Source organism: Fictibacillus sp. 7GRE50 (assembly GCF_015903875.1).
Lineage (GTDB): Bacteria > Bacillota > Bacilli > Bacillales > Fictibacillaceae > Fictibacillus > Fictibacillus phosphorivorans.
Map to the genome: position 1 here is coordinate 627,730 of NZ_JACZDW010000001.1, position 15,505 is coordinate 643,234.

Below are 15,505 nucleotides of genomic sequence, written 5' to 3' on the forward strand. Positions count from 1 at the left end.
CCTCCCTTAGCTTTCTAGATATCGTTGTTTCGCCAACCCTGTTTTCCTTCTATAGATCCAGATGATCACTGCCGCTGCAATCCAGACCAAACTAACGACTTGTGCGATTCGAAGAGAAGTTCCCCAAACGATCAAGCTATCTGTACGAAGTCCTTCTACAAAGAAACGTCCGATCGAATACCAGATGATATATGACAAGAACAATTCACCTCTATGAAGGTTAACACGGCGCAAATAAAGCAAGACGATAACACCTATGAAGCTCCAAAGTGATTCATAAAGAAAAGTGGGATGATAATAAGTTCCGTCAATATACATCTGATTAATAATAAAGTCAGGCAGCATAAGTGATTCTAAAAAGTTTCGTGTCACTTCTCCGCCATGAGCTTCTTGGTTCATGAAGTTGCCCCAGCGTCCGATCGCCTGACCGAGCAAGATGCTAGGTGCTGCGATATCAACAAGCTTCCAGAACGAGATCTTCTTTACTCTTGAAAAAACGAGTGCCGTTAAGAAGGAACCGATCAATGCACCATGAATCGCGATTCCGCCTTCCCATACAGCAAGAATCTTTCCTGGGTGGTCTTTATAAAAGTCCCATTCAAACGCTACATAATAAAGCCTTGCACATAAAATGGCCACAGGCACTGCAATCATGACTACATCAACGAACGTATCCTTAGCAAGCCCGCGTCTTTCTGATTCTCTTACCGCAAGCCAAAGGCCAAGCATCGCACCAAACCCAATAATAAGTCCGTACCAATAGATCGTGAGCGGCCCTAACTCGAGTGCTACACGATTTAGAGGTTGAATCGTTTCTTCCAAAGTCTACACTTCCTTCACATTCTTATAGGTCTTCTTCATCTCCAGCTTCAATTACATCAGTCAAGCGGTCTGAGAATTGTTGTGCGGCATTCATGCCCATTCTCTTCAAACGGAAGTTCATCGCTGCGACTTCAATAATGACCGCTAAGTTTCGTCCAGGACGAACAGGAATCGTTAAGATCGGTATTTCTGTATCAATAATCTTTGTTGTCTCTTCTTCTAAGCCTAAGCGGTCATAGACTTTTTTAGAATCCCAAGCTTCAAGATTCATAACGATTGAGATTTTTTTATAGTTGCGAATCGCTCCAGCACCGAACAACGTCATCACGTTGATGATGCCAAGACCACGAATCTCAAGCAGATGCTGTATGAGTTCAGGTGCGCTGCCGATAAGCGTATCTTCATCTTCCTGTCTGATCTCAACCGAATCATCCGCTACTAACCGGTGCCCTCGTTTTACGAGTTCAAGGGCGGTCTCACTTTTCCCGACACCAGAGTTACCTGTTATCAAAACACCGATTCCATAAATATCTACTAATACACCATGTTTAGCAGTCGTTGGCGCTAAACGACTCTCTAAATAATTCGTGATACGACTGGATAAACGCGTAGTCGTAACAGGTGAACGCATGATTGGCACTCCGCTTTTATGAGAAGCTTTAAGAAGTTCTTTAGGTACTTCGATGTCTCTAGAAACGATGATTCCCGGCGTCTCATCCGTACAAAGCGCTGTTAAACGCTCCATGCGTGTTTCAGGATCGAGCTCTGAAATAAACGAAAGTTCCGTTTTTCCAAGAAGCTGTAGGCGCTCACCTGGATAAAAGGTAAAATAACCAGCCATCTCTAGGCCTGGCCGTGAGATGTCGCTTGTTCGGATCGTGCGGTGAATCCCTTCTTCACCACTAACAAGCTCTAGATGAAATTTCTTTATGAGTTCATGAATATGTACCTTAGCCATTGGGTCCTCCTCGACATTTTTCAATGATTCTATTGTATCACTTCAACCACAGATTAACCAAAGAGTACTATAGGGTTATTTCTGACTTCCCTCCCAACTGTAAACATCTACAGGTATCGTATTAAACGTTGATTCTTTTTGGAGGGTCATCCCTAATCTCGATGCGACCGAGACAGACCTTTTATTATTTCGCTGAATCAGACAGATCAGTCGTGTGATTCCTAGTTTCTGAACAGCGTAATTTTTGAAGTGAATCGCTGCCTCCGTTGCGTAGCCGTTTCCCAAAAATTCCTTAGCCAACCAATAGCCAATCTCATACTCTTTTTTTCCATCGATCATTTGCTGCACAACACCTGCGTGACCGATTGGAACTAGACTATCCCTATGTTCAATCAAAAACAATCCTCTGCCCTCACGATATCCAGGGAGGAGCCATTCTTCAAAGCTTTTCCGAGCTTCTTCTTCTGAACGAGTTACCCCTTTCCCGATGAATTGAACGACATCAGGATCAGCCCATAATGATGCAAAAAACGAAAAATCCTCAGTCGTATACGGTCGGAATTTCAATCTATCCGTTTGCAAGATCTTCAGCTCCTTCTAAAATAAAAATGCCGTTTGATCGAGTTCGAAGCAAACGGCTGAAACAATTATTGTTCTTAAATTACATCTATAAAAATTTTATCATGAACGGAGAGCTTTTGACTTGGTTTTGTTAAACAATCGTTTAACAGAATCTTGCCTGTTTTGATGTGTTGAGCGATCTCTGTTCTGCTCCACCCTTCAAGGTGATCTGCAAGTGTGCGATCAATCCGAAAATCCCCCTTAACTGATGTTATCTTTATTTCGCATGAAGAATCCCCTCTCATCAAGGAAGTAATCTTCTTACCGGGCTCTATCTCTATAAATGATGTAGGAACGATCGATAGAGGATCGACATGTTCTGTGAACGATTTATAGATGTTGAGCTTTTTGTTCCAAGAATGGTTTTTCGGACATTTATAAATTGCAAACTGATAGATGTTCTTTCCGTTTGCGTTATGTCTTTGTATGGTCGTATCTGTAAATGTGGTAACTTTCCCGCACATTTTGCACTGTTTTTTTACCGTGTCCGCTCTCATTTGTTGATTAAGTGCTAAAGCAAATTGTTGGATCTGCATTTTTTTCTTCACCTCTAAAATGTAGTAGTGAAGAAATACAACTTCTATTTGATTTCTTGCAGAACGCAAAAAAAGCTCCCCTCATACAAGGAGAGCTTTGAACGCAATGTTACCGTTATAACGGACTGCAGTTCGCTGTATTTCCTCTGTAATGGGTTGTAGACAGACTTCTCCCGAGGTCAGAAACACGTTGTTTCTTAACGGTTGAGAAGCGATCTAAATTGTTTTCCATTACAGATTAAATGTTGGCATACAGGTCACTTGTAGTCCTTTCTTTCAAACAGAATACCTTAATATTACTATAAAATATAAAATATGGAAACCAGATGATGCTTCTGTTAGGGAGATTCTTAAAAAGCATAACTAGATGAGGGGATTTCCGCTCCAGGATACATGCTTTCCGCGGGGCGGGCGGTGTTCTAGGAGCATGTGTGCTCCTGCGGTTACAAGTGATGCCTATATCGAAGGGAGATTCCTCGTCGCATGCCTTACGAGAAGAAATTTCAGGTGGCTGGCACGCTTCGCGCCTTTAGTGGTCTCACCTGTCTTGCTACAGTGGTTAGCCCCTCGAGGTCAAAAGTTAAATGGTCAGAAGGCAAAGAGAGCTTTCCTAGCCCATTAATGGAACGCAATTATCACCACTGCCAATTAAAAAAGAAAAACCGGTGAGAATCCACCGGTTTTTCAAGCTTTGTATAAAAGATGTTTTTTCAACGCTCTTTTCTAAAAGATTGTTGCTTTGAACTCCTTGTCACCTTTGACAATTGATTGTAGTGGAAGGTGCGAGACTCCTACGGGACAGGCGGGCAGGTGAGACACTTATACGTGAAACGTACGAATGTGGCTCACCGCCTGCCCCGTGGAAAGCGAGCAGCCTGGAACGGAAATCAATACTTCCAAAAGCAACAAAGTTTACGAAAACAGCCTTTTTCAAAAATTAGATTTAATCGAACAGCTACTCTAGTTTCTTTTCCGCTTCTTTCTTAAAGGCTCCAATACAAAATTCGTAAGGAACATATTGAGAAGTGAAATAATGACTGCAGCAAGTAATGCCATTCCGAATCCATCGATATTAAACGAGTTACCCATCAATTCCGCCGTTAACGATAAAAGGGCTGCGTTGATTACGATTAAAAATAAACCGAGAGAGAAAATGGTTACAGGCAGTGTTAACAGAACTAGAATCGGTTTTAGGAAAACATTAAAAAGCGATAACAAAACGCTAGCTAGTAGAGCAGCACTGATATTTTCAATATGAAAAGCATCAAAGTAACCCGCTACTACCATTAGCGCAATCGTATTAATTAATAAAGAAGCCAACCAGCTCATCATTTTATACGCCATCCTCTGGCATGACAGCTAGTGCGATAATGTACGCTAAACCAACTGGAAAAACTGCTGTAAACAGAGCAAGCGCTACTGTTCCTAATCTTACAACCGTAGGATCAACATTCATATACACTGCAATTCCACCGCATACTCCTGAAATTTTAGCATCGTTCGATCTTTTAAGTTTTTTCATGATGTAAGTCACCTCTATTTCGCTTTTAACACCACAACAGAGCCTGTTTTTGCCTCCGCCTCCAATTTAAAAGACGGCCAGCTCTTACCTCCGTTCGCAATAAAAGAAAGAAATTTCCGAGTCACTTCTTTCTTTTCTTCTCGCACATCGACTGATTCAAAATCACAAACAAATCCGCCAACGATTGTTTTAAGAACGGCATCAAGCTCTACGGTATCTGGGAATTCTGTTTCTATTTTTCCCGTCACCGTCTTAAAAGATGCATACCCTTCAACCGCTGAAGCAAAACGGCAGTAGATGGAGCCGTTTATGGTTTCTGACCGGACTTGTGAAGCATCAACAGAAAGGCGTACAGGTCCGTTCATCGTTTCGGCTTCTACGTCTTTAAACTGACAATCGTTAAGTGTTAATGAGCCATTAGCAGCGGAGGCTTTAACGTTCTCTCCCGTACAGTGGTTCATCGCAATCGCACCGACAGTCGTTTTAACTGTCAGTGTTTTTGCATGAGAATCACTTATTTTGACGGGTCCATTAAATGTTGTAATCTTTATCTCATCATAAGCTTCTCTTGGAATAGAAATGACGGCGTTTACCTTCTGATGCTTATTTCTAGAATAGAAGCGCATCTTTGTGGCGTCACAATCATAGAACGTTTCATTTCTAAATTTCGTTTTCGCCGAAGATCCTTCTGGCACTTTATAAACATGTGCATCGCACTCGACTTGCACGTCTTTTCGATCCCATGGAACGACCGTTACTGAACCGTTGTATACTTCAACATCCATTGCCTGAAACATGACATGACTATCTTGAAAGACATAATGAACAGGTTCAGAAGGTCCAAAATTCAAGTCAAAGTCAACCGTTTTAATACGCTTTACAACACGATCAAAAAACTTTGCCACTTTATACCCGGAAGTCGGAAGCTTAACAGCAGTAGCACCATTCACAGCTTTCTTTTTTAGGTTGAGAGAACCGATCGAGCTCAGCTGCAGCTTCTTCTTATCATTAAGGGCATACAAAAGTTTCTCCGCTTCTTCAACAGAGATCTTACCTTCGTTCAGCATGTTTAAAATCATTTTGCGTTCTTCCATACATTGACGCCTCCTTTTATGGGGTTCCGTCACCGGCGTCGGCTGATTCTAAGATGACTGAGACTTTCCGGTATTACTTGTACAAAATTAGTTTATGAAGCAATTACCTTTATCCCTTTAACAATATTCCAGATCATCACAATTAATGTCAGCGTTCCAAAAATGAGTCCACTTATAATAATAGCAACTAGATGATATTGCGTTTCAAAAATGATAATAATACCTAATGGAACAGCGATGATAGGCAAAAGATGAGACAAAAATGATCTCTTGGCGTGCTCCATCACTTCAGGCTCATCTGCGATAAAAAATACAGCGATCGGAAATAAAAATGGTGCGAAAAACAGACTAAAATAACATAGTGCAGAAATAGCTTTTTTTGAGCCTTCCTTCATGAAACAAGACCTCCTGCTTTAATAAGACAATAACAAACGGGACTGCAAGCAAAAGGCACGTGCCTTTTTTACTTCGACCCCTTTTAACAATCTTCCTTTATCTCTATAGCCATTCGACATAACTTCTAAAATTCCGTATCATAATGACAAAAACACCCAAGGGAGCAACCACCATTGAAACAGATTCGAACCTTAAACATTCTTTTTATAGTATTAGCAATACTGATGATCACTAGCATTATATTCGGCGTTATGACTGAAGATGCTAAAGAACTCACCGTTAGTGACCGAATTCTAGCTGGGCTGTTCGGCACTTTTATCGTAATTGTGATCAACTATGTAATCTACAAACTTCTTTCTAAGATATGGAAATAAAAACACCTATCTATTTTATACGAAAATTGTCGTTTTGAGGAGATTTGTTTAACAAAACCGTAAAAAAGGAATGGATATATAACTAAGACAGGAGTGATTTATTATGGCTGACGTGAAAAAGAAGCAAAAAGGCAAAATGGACAATCCTGAACAATACAAAACAGATCAACAAAGTCTGTTTGATAAATTCGAGAGTGAGCAAAACGTAGATCCCATTCCTATGGAAGACCTTAAGCAAGAAAAGCGTGAAGAAAAAGACAAAAAAGGAACAAAAAACTCTTCTTCTTCAGAGGAAAAATACAAATAAAAACTAATATTCTAATGCACCTTTTCTTAAAAAGAGAAGGTGTATTTTTTTTGCTTTCCTCCTTCAACTGTTCATAGCATAAAAGTCCTATTTCAATTAGTTAAATCCTACCTTTCCTATATATTTAATTCATAAATGTTTAAAATAGTCGATATTTAAACTGTAGTATAAAAGTCTGATAATGACTTAACTGACTTTTATCTGCAAATATAGAAAAAAGGGTGATGAATTTGAAAGATGCTTTTGATGACTTTAAAGCTGTTGCGTTTAAAATCGGCAGTGAGGAATTCGCATTTCATGTAGAGCAAGTATTATCAATTGAGAAAACACAGCGAGTTACCGTCGTACCAGCTATGCCAAAGCACGTTCTAGGTGTTATTAACCTGCGCGGAACAATAACTCCGGTTATTAACCTAAGCACCCTCTTATATTCAGATGCAGGTTCAATTCCTCACGAATATTCCTTACAAAGGTACATTGTTGTCAAATTTGAAGAAAAACCATTTGCATTAGTAGTGGATGAAGCAACTGATGTACTAGATATCCCCCACGATTCTATTCAAACAAACACCATCAATGACAAAAACATCCCTCCCTACCTTTTAGGCATATCCAAGCTAGAGAATAGATTAATAACAATAATCAATGTAGACCAACTGTTGATTTCAGAGGCTTCTGCTTTAAAACACGAAACAATCAATCATCCAATAGGGAGTGAAGAAAATGAAATTCAACATTCGTGCTAAACTAATCAGCAGCTTTTTAGTCATACTAAGTCTCTTAATCGCAATCAGTGTTGTAGCATTCATTAAAATGGATGGAATGGGAAAAAAAGCCGAAGAAATAAACAAAATTTGGACACCAAGCCTTGTTTATCTTGGAGGGATGAATGGAAATATTTCAGATATCCAGCGTATTCTTCTTAAACTTATCCTCACTGACGAAAAAACTGAAATTGAACGTCTAACAGGTAGAATAGATGAAACCGTCCTAGAAATGAATGAAAGAAGCGGAAAGTATGCCCCCCTTATTGATAGCAATAAAGAGCAAGAGGTATATGAAGCCTTTTTGGCAGATATAAACACCTACATAGACGGTATTCCAGCAGTGTTAAAAGCTAAAAGTGAAAATAACATTACCCTTGCAAACAAGCTTCAATTAGAAATGCACTCTGGTTGGACTTCAGCTGATGACCACCTTAGATCATTGATTGAAATCAATGAAAAAGGTGCAACATTAGCCACGAATTCCTCAGTGGATCTATTTAAAGATGGTGCTAAATTCGTTACTATGTTCTCGATTATTGCCGTACTGCTTGGTTTTGCAGTTGCACTCTATATTTCACATTTAATTTCAAAACCAATTCTTCTACTTTCTCAACAAGCTGGACTTATCTCGAATGGTGATTTAACAGGTAAGACCATTTCTGTGAAAAATAGAGATGAGATTGGTGAACTAGCTCGTTCATTTGAGCAGATGAAGAATAATTTAGTTCTTCTCATCTCCCAAATCAAAGGCAGTTCGCAGATGGTCGCTGCAAGTTCAGAACAACTGTTAGCAAGTGCTGAACAAAATAGTGAAGCTACTCAACAAATCGCTGGAAGTATTCAAGAGATGGCGAGCGGATCTGATCATCAAGTTAAAAATGTTGGGGAGAGCTCACTCGTCATCAGTGAGATGAGTGCTGGTATTCAGCAAATCGCTGCTAGTGCTACGAACGTATCAAGCACTTCACAAGACTCGCTTCAGTTAGCTTACGAAGGAAACCAATCGATGGATAACATGGTAAAACAAATGGAAACCATCGATCAATCCCTTCAACAAACCGGAAAGGCCATACAGAGTTTAGGAGTAAGGTCTTTAGAAATTGATCAGATCGTGGATGTGATAACAAACATTTCTTCTCAAACAAACCTGCTTGCCTTAAACGCTGCAATTGAAGCTGCAAGAGCCGGAGAACATGGCAGAGGATTTGCAGTAGTTGCCGATGAGGTTAGAAAATTAGCAGAACAGTCTGCAGCCTCTGCGAATCAAATCAGCCAGTTGATCCACTCCATTCAAGTGGATACAAAGGAAGCTGTACAATCGATGGAACTTGGAAATAAAGAACTGGTATTGGGAATTTCACTTGCGCAATCTTCAGGAGAATCCTTCAGAAAAATCTTATCTTCCATTGAGGATGTCTCGCAACAAGTGAATGAGATCTCAGCTGCATCCGAACAAGTGGCCGTTGGAACTGCGCAAGTTGTGAAATCAATTGATTTTGTTTCCGAGCTCGCTGTATCATCCGCATCTGGGGCTCAGAATGTTTCGGCTGCAACAGAAGAACAACTCGCATCCATGGAAGAAATCGCTTCATCTGCCAACTCTTTATCAACAATGGCGGAAGAACTACAAGAAGCGACTAGCCAGTTCAAGGTATAGATTCTTTCTCAGGTCCCTAGTAGGCAGGAAATCTACCATTTGTTTTTCAAGAGCAACTAGTTTGTACCGCTCAAACTAAAAAACATTGGTGGATTTTCTACTAATACCTTACTGTAGCTAGATAAAAACATTTATATGTATTGAATCATTTTCTCTAAAAGGAAGTTTAAGATGCTGATCAACTACTTAATTACAACCTATATCCATAACTTAACCCTTATTATTACCTTCCTTTTTCTTATTACAAAGCTTGGAGAATATATGAATCATGATTTGAGGCACAGAAAAAACTTCTATTTTTCTATTCTTTATAGCATGATGGCAATTATTATCATGACCGAATCTTATCAGTTGGAAGGAGTTCTCATCGACCTCCGTGCCGCTCCTTTACTTATTTTTGCCTATATAAGTGGTTGGTATGGCGCTTTATTCTCTAGTTTAATAGTTTCTTTTGCTAGATATTTAATGGGTGAACCTAATGTTTGGCTTGGAATTGGCTCTATTTTTTATGTGAGTTTTATCGGCGCTCTTTTTCACTACCTACATGGTATTACGCCTTATGATTCACGATTATCTTTCAAAAGAGTTTCTTTCGTCTTTTTAGTTTTTCAGTTGACCGGAGAAATCATCATGTATCTTGCATCACCATTCACACCTAAAACTTTATCTCTAGTGAATTTCCATCAGACTCTTTTTTGTTATTTTGCCATCTTAGCCATGGTATACATCATAAATAATGCACACTTTACATTAAACTTTAGAAAAACTCTGGAATACCAATCCACTCATGATTTCTTAACAGGCTTACCAAACATTTCTTACTTCCGGAAGCATGTAAACTCTTATTTTCAAAATAAGATTTCTGTATGTATTGTGATGATGGACATCGATTACTTTAAGACATATAACGATGCGAACGGTCATCTGATGGGTGACCGAACATTAAGAGAAATATCTACGCTGTTTCTAGAACATAAAAGAAGTTCGGATTTTATTGCCAGGTATGGTGGCGAGGAATTTATTATCTGCATCCCTAATCCTGTTCCGAATGAAGTAAGTTCTCATCTCTCGGCCCTAATCAACAAAGTTGAAGATTTTATATTTTTAGGTGAAGAAAGCCAACCACAAGGGAAAATTACGATTTCAGTTGGTGCAAGTCTAGCATCCATCCAAGATAAAAAATCGCTTGAACAGCTTATCTTTGAAGCCGATCACGCCCTTTATACTTCAAAAAAAGAAGGACGAAACAGACTCACGATCTACCAAGATTTGAATTTGGATAAAGCTCTAGAAAAAACAGTGAATTGAGGTGCTATATGAAGAGCAAGAAAAACACTGTTCAACTTGCTGAACCAATACCAGTTGAAGAATCAACGATCCATACTCAAATGCAAGAACTGTATCTTCAAATAAAAAAGTTAGAAACAAAACTGAATAAGATGACTTTTTATGATGAATTAACACTATTACCAAATCTAAAATCATTCAAAAAGGAGCTTACCTTCGCCTTAATAAATGCCGAAAGAAGTCGTAAGAAACTGGCTGTTGTTAAGATCGGACTAGATCGTTTTAAAATAGTCAACGATACTCTAGGCATTTTAAATGGAGATGCTCTTTTAAAAGAGGTAGCTGTTAGACTACAGTCGTTAGGAAGTAACTCCAAAGCTTTATCAAGAATGAACGGTGATGAATTCTTGATCTTTATAGAAGACGCTCAAAATGAACAAGACATAACAAACTTTTGTAAAGAGGTTATGGGGCTTTTTAAACTTCCCTTTTACATTGATAATAACGAACTTTTTGTGAGTGTAAGTATAGGTGTGAGCGTGTACCCTTTCGCTGGTCATAATGTACTCGGACTAATAAAGACTGCAGATATTGCAATGTGCCGGGTTAAAGAAGAAGGCAAAAATAATTTTAAGATCTACAATGGCATGTTGAACAAGTTTACGGGACATCAGCTCACATTTGAAAATGAATTAAGGCATGCCTTAAAACGTAAAGAGTTTTCATTAGTGTATCAACCTCAATGGTCTATAAAAACAAAACAGCTAATCGGAATAGAAGCTTTGATCCGGTGGAACCATCCACATTTAGGACTCATTTCACCTTCAGACTTTATTCCATTAGCTGAAAAATTAGGAATCATCTTTTCAGTTGGAGAATGGGTGCTCGAGGAAGCTTGCAAACAAAATAAACTTTGGCAAGACTCTGGGTTTCCCCCTCTTCGATGCTCGGTAAACATTTCAATTGCTCAACTACTTCATAGTGACTTTCCAAAGATAGTGAGTAACATCTTAAAAAGAACCCAACTTGATCCTCAATTCTTAGAACTTGAAATTACTGAGAGCATTGCCATTGTTAAAGAAGGTTATATCCTTAAAGTTCTAAATCGTTTTAAAGAAATGGGTATAAGCATTGCTTTAGACGATTTCGGAACAGGATATTCTTCACTGAAGTACTTAAGCCAGTTTCCTATCAAACGTTTGAAGATCGACCAAACCTTTCTACACGAAAAGTCAACGGTCAATGAATCCATTATTAGAGCGATCATTACGATGGGACATAGTATGAATCTTTTTGTTTTAGCTGAGGGAGTTGAAAACAAAGAGCAGCTTGCTTTTTTAGAAGCTGAATGCTGTGACGAGATTCAAGGTTACTACTTTAGCAAGCCACTACCTTCTGAAGAAATCGAACAATTAATTCTATATTATTCGCCTTTAGCAAATAGGGAGGTTTAGCTAAGCAATAGATAGGAGTGCAGCAGGGAGCAGCATTTTCTAAACGTTTTACTCTATGAATAGCAAAATACATGATTAGTGAGGTGCTCACATCCTATGATTCATATATTAGTGATTGATGATGATAGAATCTTTAAAGACTCACTGCAGCACATGCTTTTAAGAGAAATGGATGAAATTTTTATCACATCCATAGAAAGTCATAAACATAATCCACTTTATAAATTAGCCAAAAACATTGATATCGTTTTTATTGACCTGGGGATTAAGCATTTCAATGTTGTTGAGATGATTCAGCATTTTATGAAGCAAGATGTTAGAGTTGTTCTCTTTGTTCCAAGCATCGACCAACAAGCTTCATTGCTTTTAGAATGTCTTACATTTAACATTCACGGGGTCCTTCTAAAAAATATGGATCCGAGTCTCATGATGCACGCAATCACCCTACTATTTTGTGGGCAAAAATATATGCCACAAGCGATCTCGTTCTTGATATGGGAAGAGTACATTCTATTAAAAAAACCTTTATTACCACCCCGACCTCAAGAACTCCTTACTGAAAGAGAGTGGGAAGTTCTTGAATTGCTTTCAATCGGTATGAGTAACAGGGAAATTTCTCAATCTATCTTCCTCAGTGAGAACACCATAAAAAATCACGTCGCATCACTTCTAAAAAAACTAACCGTTAAGGACAGGACTTCAGCAGTAATTAAAGCTTATCAAAATGGTTGGATCAATGGGATTGTTCCTTTCCTTCCAACTCATCTCTTTTAATAAAAAAAGGAGGGTGATATTATACACCCTCCTTTCTTTAATAACCTATTGTTTAATAGTCTATTTAATTGTTTCTTTTTCTTTAATCTTTCCAGTCATACGTTTCTTATCACGTTTTAAGATTGGAGCAAGATAACGACCGGTGTGAGAAGCTTCAATTTCAGCTAACTCCTCTGGTGTACCTGCACCAACGATCATACCGCCCTTGTCCCCACCTTCAGGTCCAAGGTCGACTAAATGATCACACTGTTTGATGACATCAAGATTATGCTCAATAACAAGTACAGAATCTCCGTTATCAACAAGTCTTTGAAGAACGACTAGCAAACGAGAAATATCATCTACGTGAAGACCAGTTGTAGGTTCATCTAAAATGTAGATCGTTTTCCCCGTAGAACGCTTATGAAGCTGTGACGCGAGCTTCACACGCTGTGCTTCTCCCCCAGAAAGAGTGGTAGCCGATTGACCAAGTTTAATATAACCAAGCCCTACATCAAGAATAGTCTGAAGCTTCCGATTGATCTTAGGAATATTAGCAAAGAACTCAACTGAATCTTCCACCGTCATATCTAAGATGTCAGCGATGTTTTTCCCTTTATACTTCACTTCTAGCGTTTCTCTGTTATAACGTTTACCATGACAAACTTCACATGGTACGTATACATCCGGCAAGAAATGCATCTCAATTTTTATGATTCCATCTCCACGGCATGCTTCACATCGTCCACCTTTTACATTGAAAGAAAAACGTCCCTTTTTATAACCACGTACCTTTGCTTCATTCGTTGATGCAAACACATCACGAATATCATCAAATACTCCCGTATATGTTGCTGGATTTGATCGTGGCGTTCTGCCAATTGGGGATTGGTCGATATCAATAACTTTATCGATATGTTCTAGACCCTTAATCGACTTATGTGCACCAGGCTTGTCCTTTGCACGGTGCAGCTTTTGTGCAAGTGCTTTGTGCAGGATCTCATTGACGAGGGTACTCTTACCAGAACCAGACACACCTGTCACTCCTGTAAACAACCCTAATGGGATCTTAGCAGAAACGTTCTTTAAGTTGTTTTCTGTTGCACCTTTTACTTCAATATATCTTCCATCTGGCTTACGTCTTTCTTTTGGAAGAGGAATAAACTTCTTACCTGACAGGTATTGCCCTGTTAGTGAAGCTGGGTCTTCCATAATCTCTTGTGGTGTACCTTGTGATGTGATCACACCACCATGTGCACCGGCACCAGGACCGATATCGATGACATAATCTGCTGCTAGCATCGTATCTTCATCATGCTCAACGACGATCAGCGTATTTCCAAGAGAACGCATTTCTTCGAGTGTTCTAATCAGTCGGTCATTATCTCTCTGATGAAGGCCGATTGACGGCTCATCAAGAATATAAAGAACGCCCATCAAACGTGACCCCACTTGAGTCGCAAGACGAATACGCTGTGCTTCACCACCAGATAGCGTACCAGCCGCTCGGCTTAGCGTTAAATAGTCTAGTCCAACATTGATCAAGAAACCTGAACGATCCACGATTTCGCGGAGAATCAGCTTCGCTATTGCACGTTCTTTATTCGTCAGATCGAGGTTATCGAAGAAGTTCTTTGCTTCTGTTATGGAAAGAGCAGTCGTTTCACCGATATGTCTTCCGTTAATTAAAACAGAAAGAGCTTCTTTTTTCAGACGATGTCCTTTACAAGTCGGACATGGCTTTTGTGCCATATATCCTTCCATCTGCTCACGAATATAATCTGAACTCGTTTCACGATATCTGCGCTGAATGTTGCCTAATACGCCTTCAAATTGAATCTCATTTTTACGTACTTGACCGAAATCATTTTTATACGTGAATGTAAGATACTCTTTACTTCCGTTTAAAATTTTATCCATCTGATCTTTTGGCAGAGATTCAACGGGTACATCCATATCAATACCAAAGTGGTTACAGATACTTTCAAGAAGCTGCGGATAATACTGCGAGCTAATCGGTTCCCAAGGTGCGATGGCGCTGTCTCGTAAAGTACGACTCCAATCTGGAATAACAAGCTCTGGATCTACTTCGAGTTTTACTCCTAAGCCATCACACGAAGAGCACGCCCCGAATGGACTGTTAAATGAAAACAAACGAGGTTCTAGTTCACCAATCGAAAATCCGCAATGAGGACAAGCATGGTTTTGAGAGAATAGAAGCTCCTCTTCTTCCATCACATCAACGACTACACTTCCACCACCAAGGTTGAGTGCCGCCTCAAGAGAGTCAGCCAGACGAGTAGCGACTCCTTCTTTTACGACGATACGGTCGATCACGATTTCAATCGTATGTTTTTTATTTTTCTCAAGCTTAATTTCCTCAGAGATCTCACGCATCTCACCGTCGATTCGAACACGAACATACCCTTGTTTCTTAATATCTTCAAGCGCTTTAACGTGTTCTCCCTTTCGACCGGAAACAACAGGAGCTAAAATTTGGAGCTTTGTACGTTCAGGATATTCTAAAATCCGGTCTACCATTTGTTCAATCGTTTGAGAGGTGATCTCTACGTTATGAACTGGACATACCGGTCGACCGATACGTGCGAATAAAAGTCGAAGATAGTCATAGATTTCTGTAACCGTACCTACTGTTGAGCGAGGGTTACGGCTTGTTGTTTTTTGATCGATCGAAATAGCAGGTGACAGACCTTCGATTGAGTCTACATCCGGCTTGTCCATCTGTCCGAGAAACTGACGGGCATAAGCAGAAAGAGATTCAACGTAACGGCGCTGTCCTTCTGCATAAATCGTATCGAAAGCAAGTGAAGATTTACCCGAACCAGATAAGCCAGTTAAAACAACCAGCTTATCACGCGGGATCGTAATATCTATATTCTTTAAATTATGGGCTCTAGCACCCTTTACAATTATGTTTTGATTGGTAGCCAACTGCT

Annotated in this window: 17 protein-coding genes; 8 read left to right on the top strand and 9 right to left on the bottom strand. The window is 39.4% G+C overall.

Annotation, left to right across the window (positions count from 1 at the left end):
• Window positions 1-6 precede the first annotated feature (6 nt).
• The 4 genes from lgt to IHV12_RS03165 form a co-directional block, all read right to left on the bottom strand.
• Window positions 7-822 (bottom strand): prolipoprotein diacylglyceryl transferase, encoded by an 816-nt coding sequence (lgt, locus tag IHV12_RS03150; protein ID WP_197189773.1) that lies wholly within the window; start codon window positions 820-822, stop codon window positions 7-9.
• Window positions 823-844: 22 nt separating this feature from the next.
• Window positions 845-1,780, bottom strand: a complete 936-nt coding sequence (gene hprK / locus IHV12_RS03155) for an HPr(Ser) kinase/phosphatase (protein WP_137791665.1) — start codon at window positions 1,778-1,780, stop codon at window positions 845-847.
• A 75-nt stretch (window positions 1,781-1,855) separates the two neighbouring features.
• Window positions 1,856-2,347, bottom strand: a complete 492-nt coding sequence (locus tag IHV12_RS03160; protein ID WP_231620615.1) for a GNAT family N-acetyltransferase — start codon at window positions 2,345-2,347, stop codon at window positions 1,856-1,858.
• A gap of 89 nt (window positions 2,348-2,436) precedes the next feature.
• The gene (locus tag IHV12_RS03165) at window positions 2,437-3,006 is read right to left on the bottom strand and encodes a cytoplasmic protein (protein WP_231620616.1); all 570 of its coding nucleotides are present in this window, start codon (window positions 3,004-3,006) and stop codon (window positions 2,437-2,439) included.
• Between the two features lie 756 nt (window positions 3,007-3,762).
• Between IHV12_RS03165 and IHV12_RS03170 the strand changes: the two genes are divergently transcribed.
• Window positions 3,763-3,924 carry a hypothetical protein gene (locus tag IHV12_RS03170; RefSeq protein ID WP_197189775.1) on the top strand — a complete coding sequence of 54 codons (162 nt, stop codon included), beginning with the start codon at window positions 3,763-3,765 and terminating at the stop codon, window positions 3,922-3,924.
• Here IHV12_RS03170 and IHV12_RS03175 read toward each other — a convergent pair.
• The 4 genes from IHV12_RS03175 to IHV12_RS03190 all read right to left on the bottom strand — a co-directional run bounded on the left by IHV12_RS03175 (window position 3,898) and on the right by IHV12_RS03190 (window position 5,948).
• A complete protein-coding gene (locus IHV12_RS03175) occupies window positions 3,898-4,269 on the bottom strand; it encodes a phage holin family protein (RefSeq protein WP_197189776.1) in 372 nt (123 codons plus the stop codon). The two genes, IHV12_RS03170 and IHV12_RS03175, sit on opposite strands and share 27 nt — an antisense overlap.
• 1 nt (window position 4,270) lies before the next feature.
• A complete protein-coding gene (locus tag IHV12_RS03180; protein ID WP_197189777.1) occupies window positions 4,271-4,459 on the bottom strand; it encodes a PspC domain-containing protein in 189 nt (62 codons plus the stop codon).
• 14 nt (window positions 4,460-4,473) lie between these two features.
• Window positions 4,474-5,553: a DUF4097 family beta strand repeat-containing protein gene (locus IHV12_RS03185; protein ID WP_197189778.1), complete on the bottom strand. Its 1,080-nt coding sequence runs from the start codon at window positions 5,551-5,553 to the stop codon at window positions 4,474-4,476.
• 92 nt (window positions 5,554-5,645) lie between these two features.
• Window positions 5,646-5,948 (bottom strand): hypothetical protein, encoded by a 303-nt coding sequence (locus IHV12_RS03190; RefSeq protein ID WP_197189779.1) that lies wholly within the window; start codon window positions 5,946-5,948, stop codon window positions 5,646-5,648.
• 174 nt (window positions 5,949-6,122) lie between these two features.
• On the opposite strand from IHV12_RS03190, the gene IHV12_RS03195 reads away from it, so the two are divergent.
• The 7 genes from IHV12_RS03195 to IHV12_RS03225 all read left to right on the top strand — a co-directional run bounded on the left by IHV12_RS03195 (window position 6,123) and on the right by IHV12_RS03225 (window position 12,569).
• Window positions 6,123-6,323, top strand: coding sequence for a hypothetical protein (locus IHV12_RS03195; RefSeq protein ID WP_197189780.1), 201 nt, complete (start codon window positions 6,123-6,125; stop codon window positions 6,321-6,323).
• A gap of 103 nt (window positions 6,324-6,426) precedes the next feature.
• The gene (locus IHV12_RS03200; RefSeq protein ID WP_197189781.1) at window positions 6,427-6,630 is read left to right on the top strand and encodes a hypothetical protein; all 204 of its coding nucleotides are present in this window, start codon (window positions 6,427-6,429) and stop codon (window positions 6,628-6,630) included.
• 230 nt (window positions 6,631-6,860) lie between these two features.
• A complete protein-coding gene (locus IHV12_RS03205) occupies window positions 6,861-7,376 on the top strand; it encodes a chemotaxis protein CheW (RefSeq protein WP_197189782.1) in 516 nt (171 codons plus the stop codon).
• On the top strand, window positions 7,354-9,054 hold the full coding sequence (locus IHV12_RS03210) for a methyl-accepting chemotaxis protein (RefSeq protein WP_197189783.1): 1,701 nt from the start codon (window positions 7,354-7,356) through the stop codon (window positions 9,052-9,054). Before IHV12_RS03205 ends, IHV12_RS03210 begins: the two co-directional genes overlap by 23 nt.
• A gap of 261 nt (window positions 9,055-9,315) precedes the next feature.
• A complete protein-coding gene (locus tag IHV12_RS03215; protein ID WP_197189784.1) occupies window positions 9,316-10,362 on the top strand; it encodes a GGDEF domain-containing protein in 1,047 nt (348 codons plus the stop codon).
• Window positions 10,363-10,370: 8 nt separating this feature from the next.
• Complete coding sequence (locus IHV12_RS03220) at window positions 10,371-11,795, top strand: putative bifunctional diguanylate cyclase/phosphodiesterase (RefSeq protein WP_197189785.1); 1,425 nt, start codon at window positions 10,371-10,373, stop codon at window positions 11,793-11,795.
• Between the two features lie 96 nt (window positions 11,796-11,891).
• On the top strand, window positions 11,892-12,569 hold the full coding sequence (locus IHV12_RS03225) for a response regulator transcription factor (protein ID WP_197189786.1): 678 nt from the start codon (window positions 11,892-11,894) through the stop codon (window positions 12,567-12,569).
• A 60-nt stretch (window positions 12,570-12,629) separates the two neighbouring features.
• On the opposite strand, the gene uvrA is transcribed toward IHV12_RS03225, so the two are convergent.
• Window positions 12,630-15,500 carry an excinuclease ABC subunit UvrA gene (gene uvrA / locus IHV12_RS03230; protein WP_197189787.1) on the bottom strand — a complete coding sequence of 957 codons (2,871 nt, stop codon included), beginning with the start codon at window positions 15,498-15,500 and terminating at the stop codon, window positions 12,630-12,632.
• Window positions 15,501-15,505: the final 5 nt, after the last annotated feature.

What these genes read in the sequence shown, in the direction of transcription:
- hprK (WP_137791665.1), bottom strand. Translation starts at nt 1,780, where the DNA reads ATGGCTAAGGTACATATTCATGAACTCATAAAGAAATTTCATCTAGAG.
- IHV12_RS03215 (WP_197189784.1), top strand. Translation starts at nt 9,316, where the DNA reads ATGAATCATGATTTGAGGCACAGAAAAAACTTCTATTTTTCTATTCTT.
- IHV12_RS03220 (WP_197189785.1), top strand. Translation starts at nt 10,371, where the DNA reads ATGAAGAGCAAGAAAAACACTGTTCAACTTGCTGAACCAATACCAGTT.
- IHV12_RS03200 (WP_197189781.1), top strand. Translation starts at nt 6,427, where the DNA reads ATGGCTGACGTGAAAAAGAAGCAAAAAGGCAAAATGGACAATCCTGAA.
- IHV12_RS03185 (WP_197189778.1), bottom strand. Translation starts at nt 5,553, where the DNA reads ATGGAAGAACGCAAAATGATTTTAAACATGCTGAACGAAGGTAAGATC.
- IHV12_RS03210 (WP_197189783.1), top strand. Translation starts at nt 7,354, where the DNA reads ATGAAATTCAACATTCGTGCTAAACTAATCAGCAGCTTTTTAGTCATA.
- IHV12_RS03180 (WP_197189777.1), bottom strand. Translation starts at nt 4,459, where the DNA reads ATGAAAAAACTTAAAAGATCGAACGATGCTAAAATTTCAGGAGTATGC.
- IHV12_RS03225 (WP_197189786.1), top strand. Translation starts at nt 11,892, where the DNA reads ATGATTCATATATTAGTGATTGATGATGATAGAATCTTTAAAGACTCA.
- IHV12_RS03190 (WP_197189779.1), bottom strand. Translation starts at nt 5,948, where the DNA reads ATGAAGGAAGGCTCAAAAAAAGCTATTTCTGCACTATGTTATTTTAGT.
- IHV12_RS03175 (WP_197189776.1), bottom strand. Translation starts at nt 4,269, where the DNA reads ATGATGAGCTGGTTGGCTTCTTTATTAATTAATACGATTGCGCTAATG.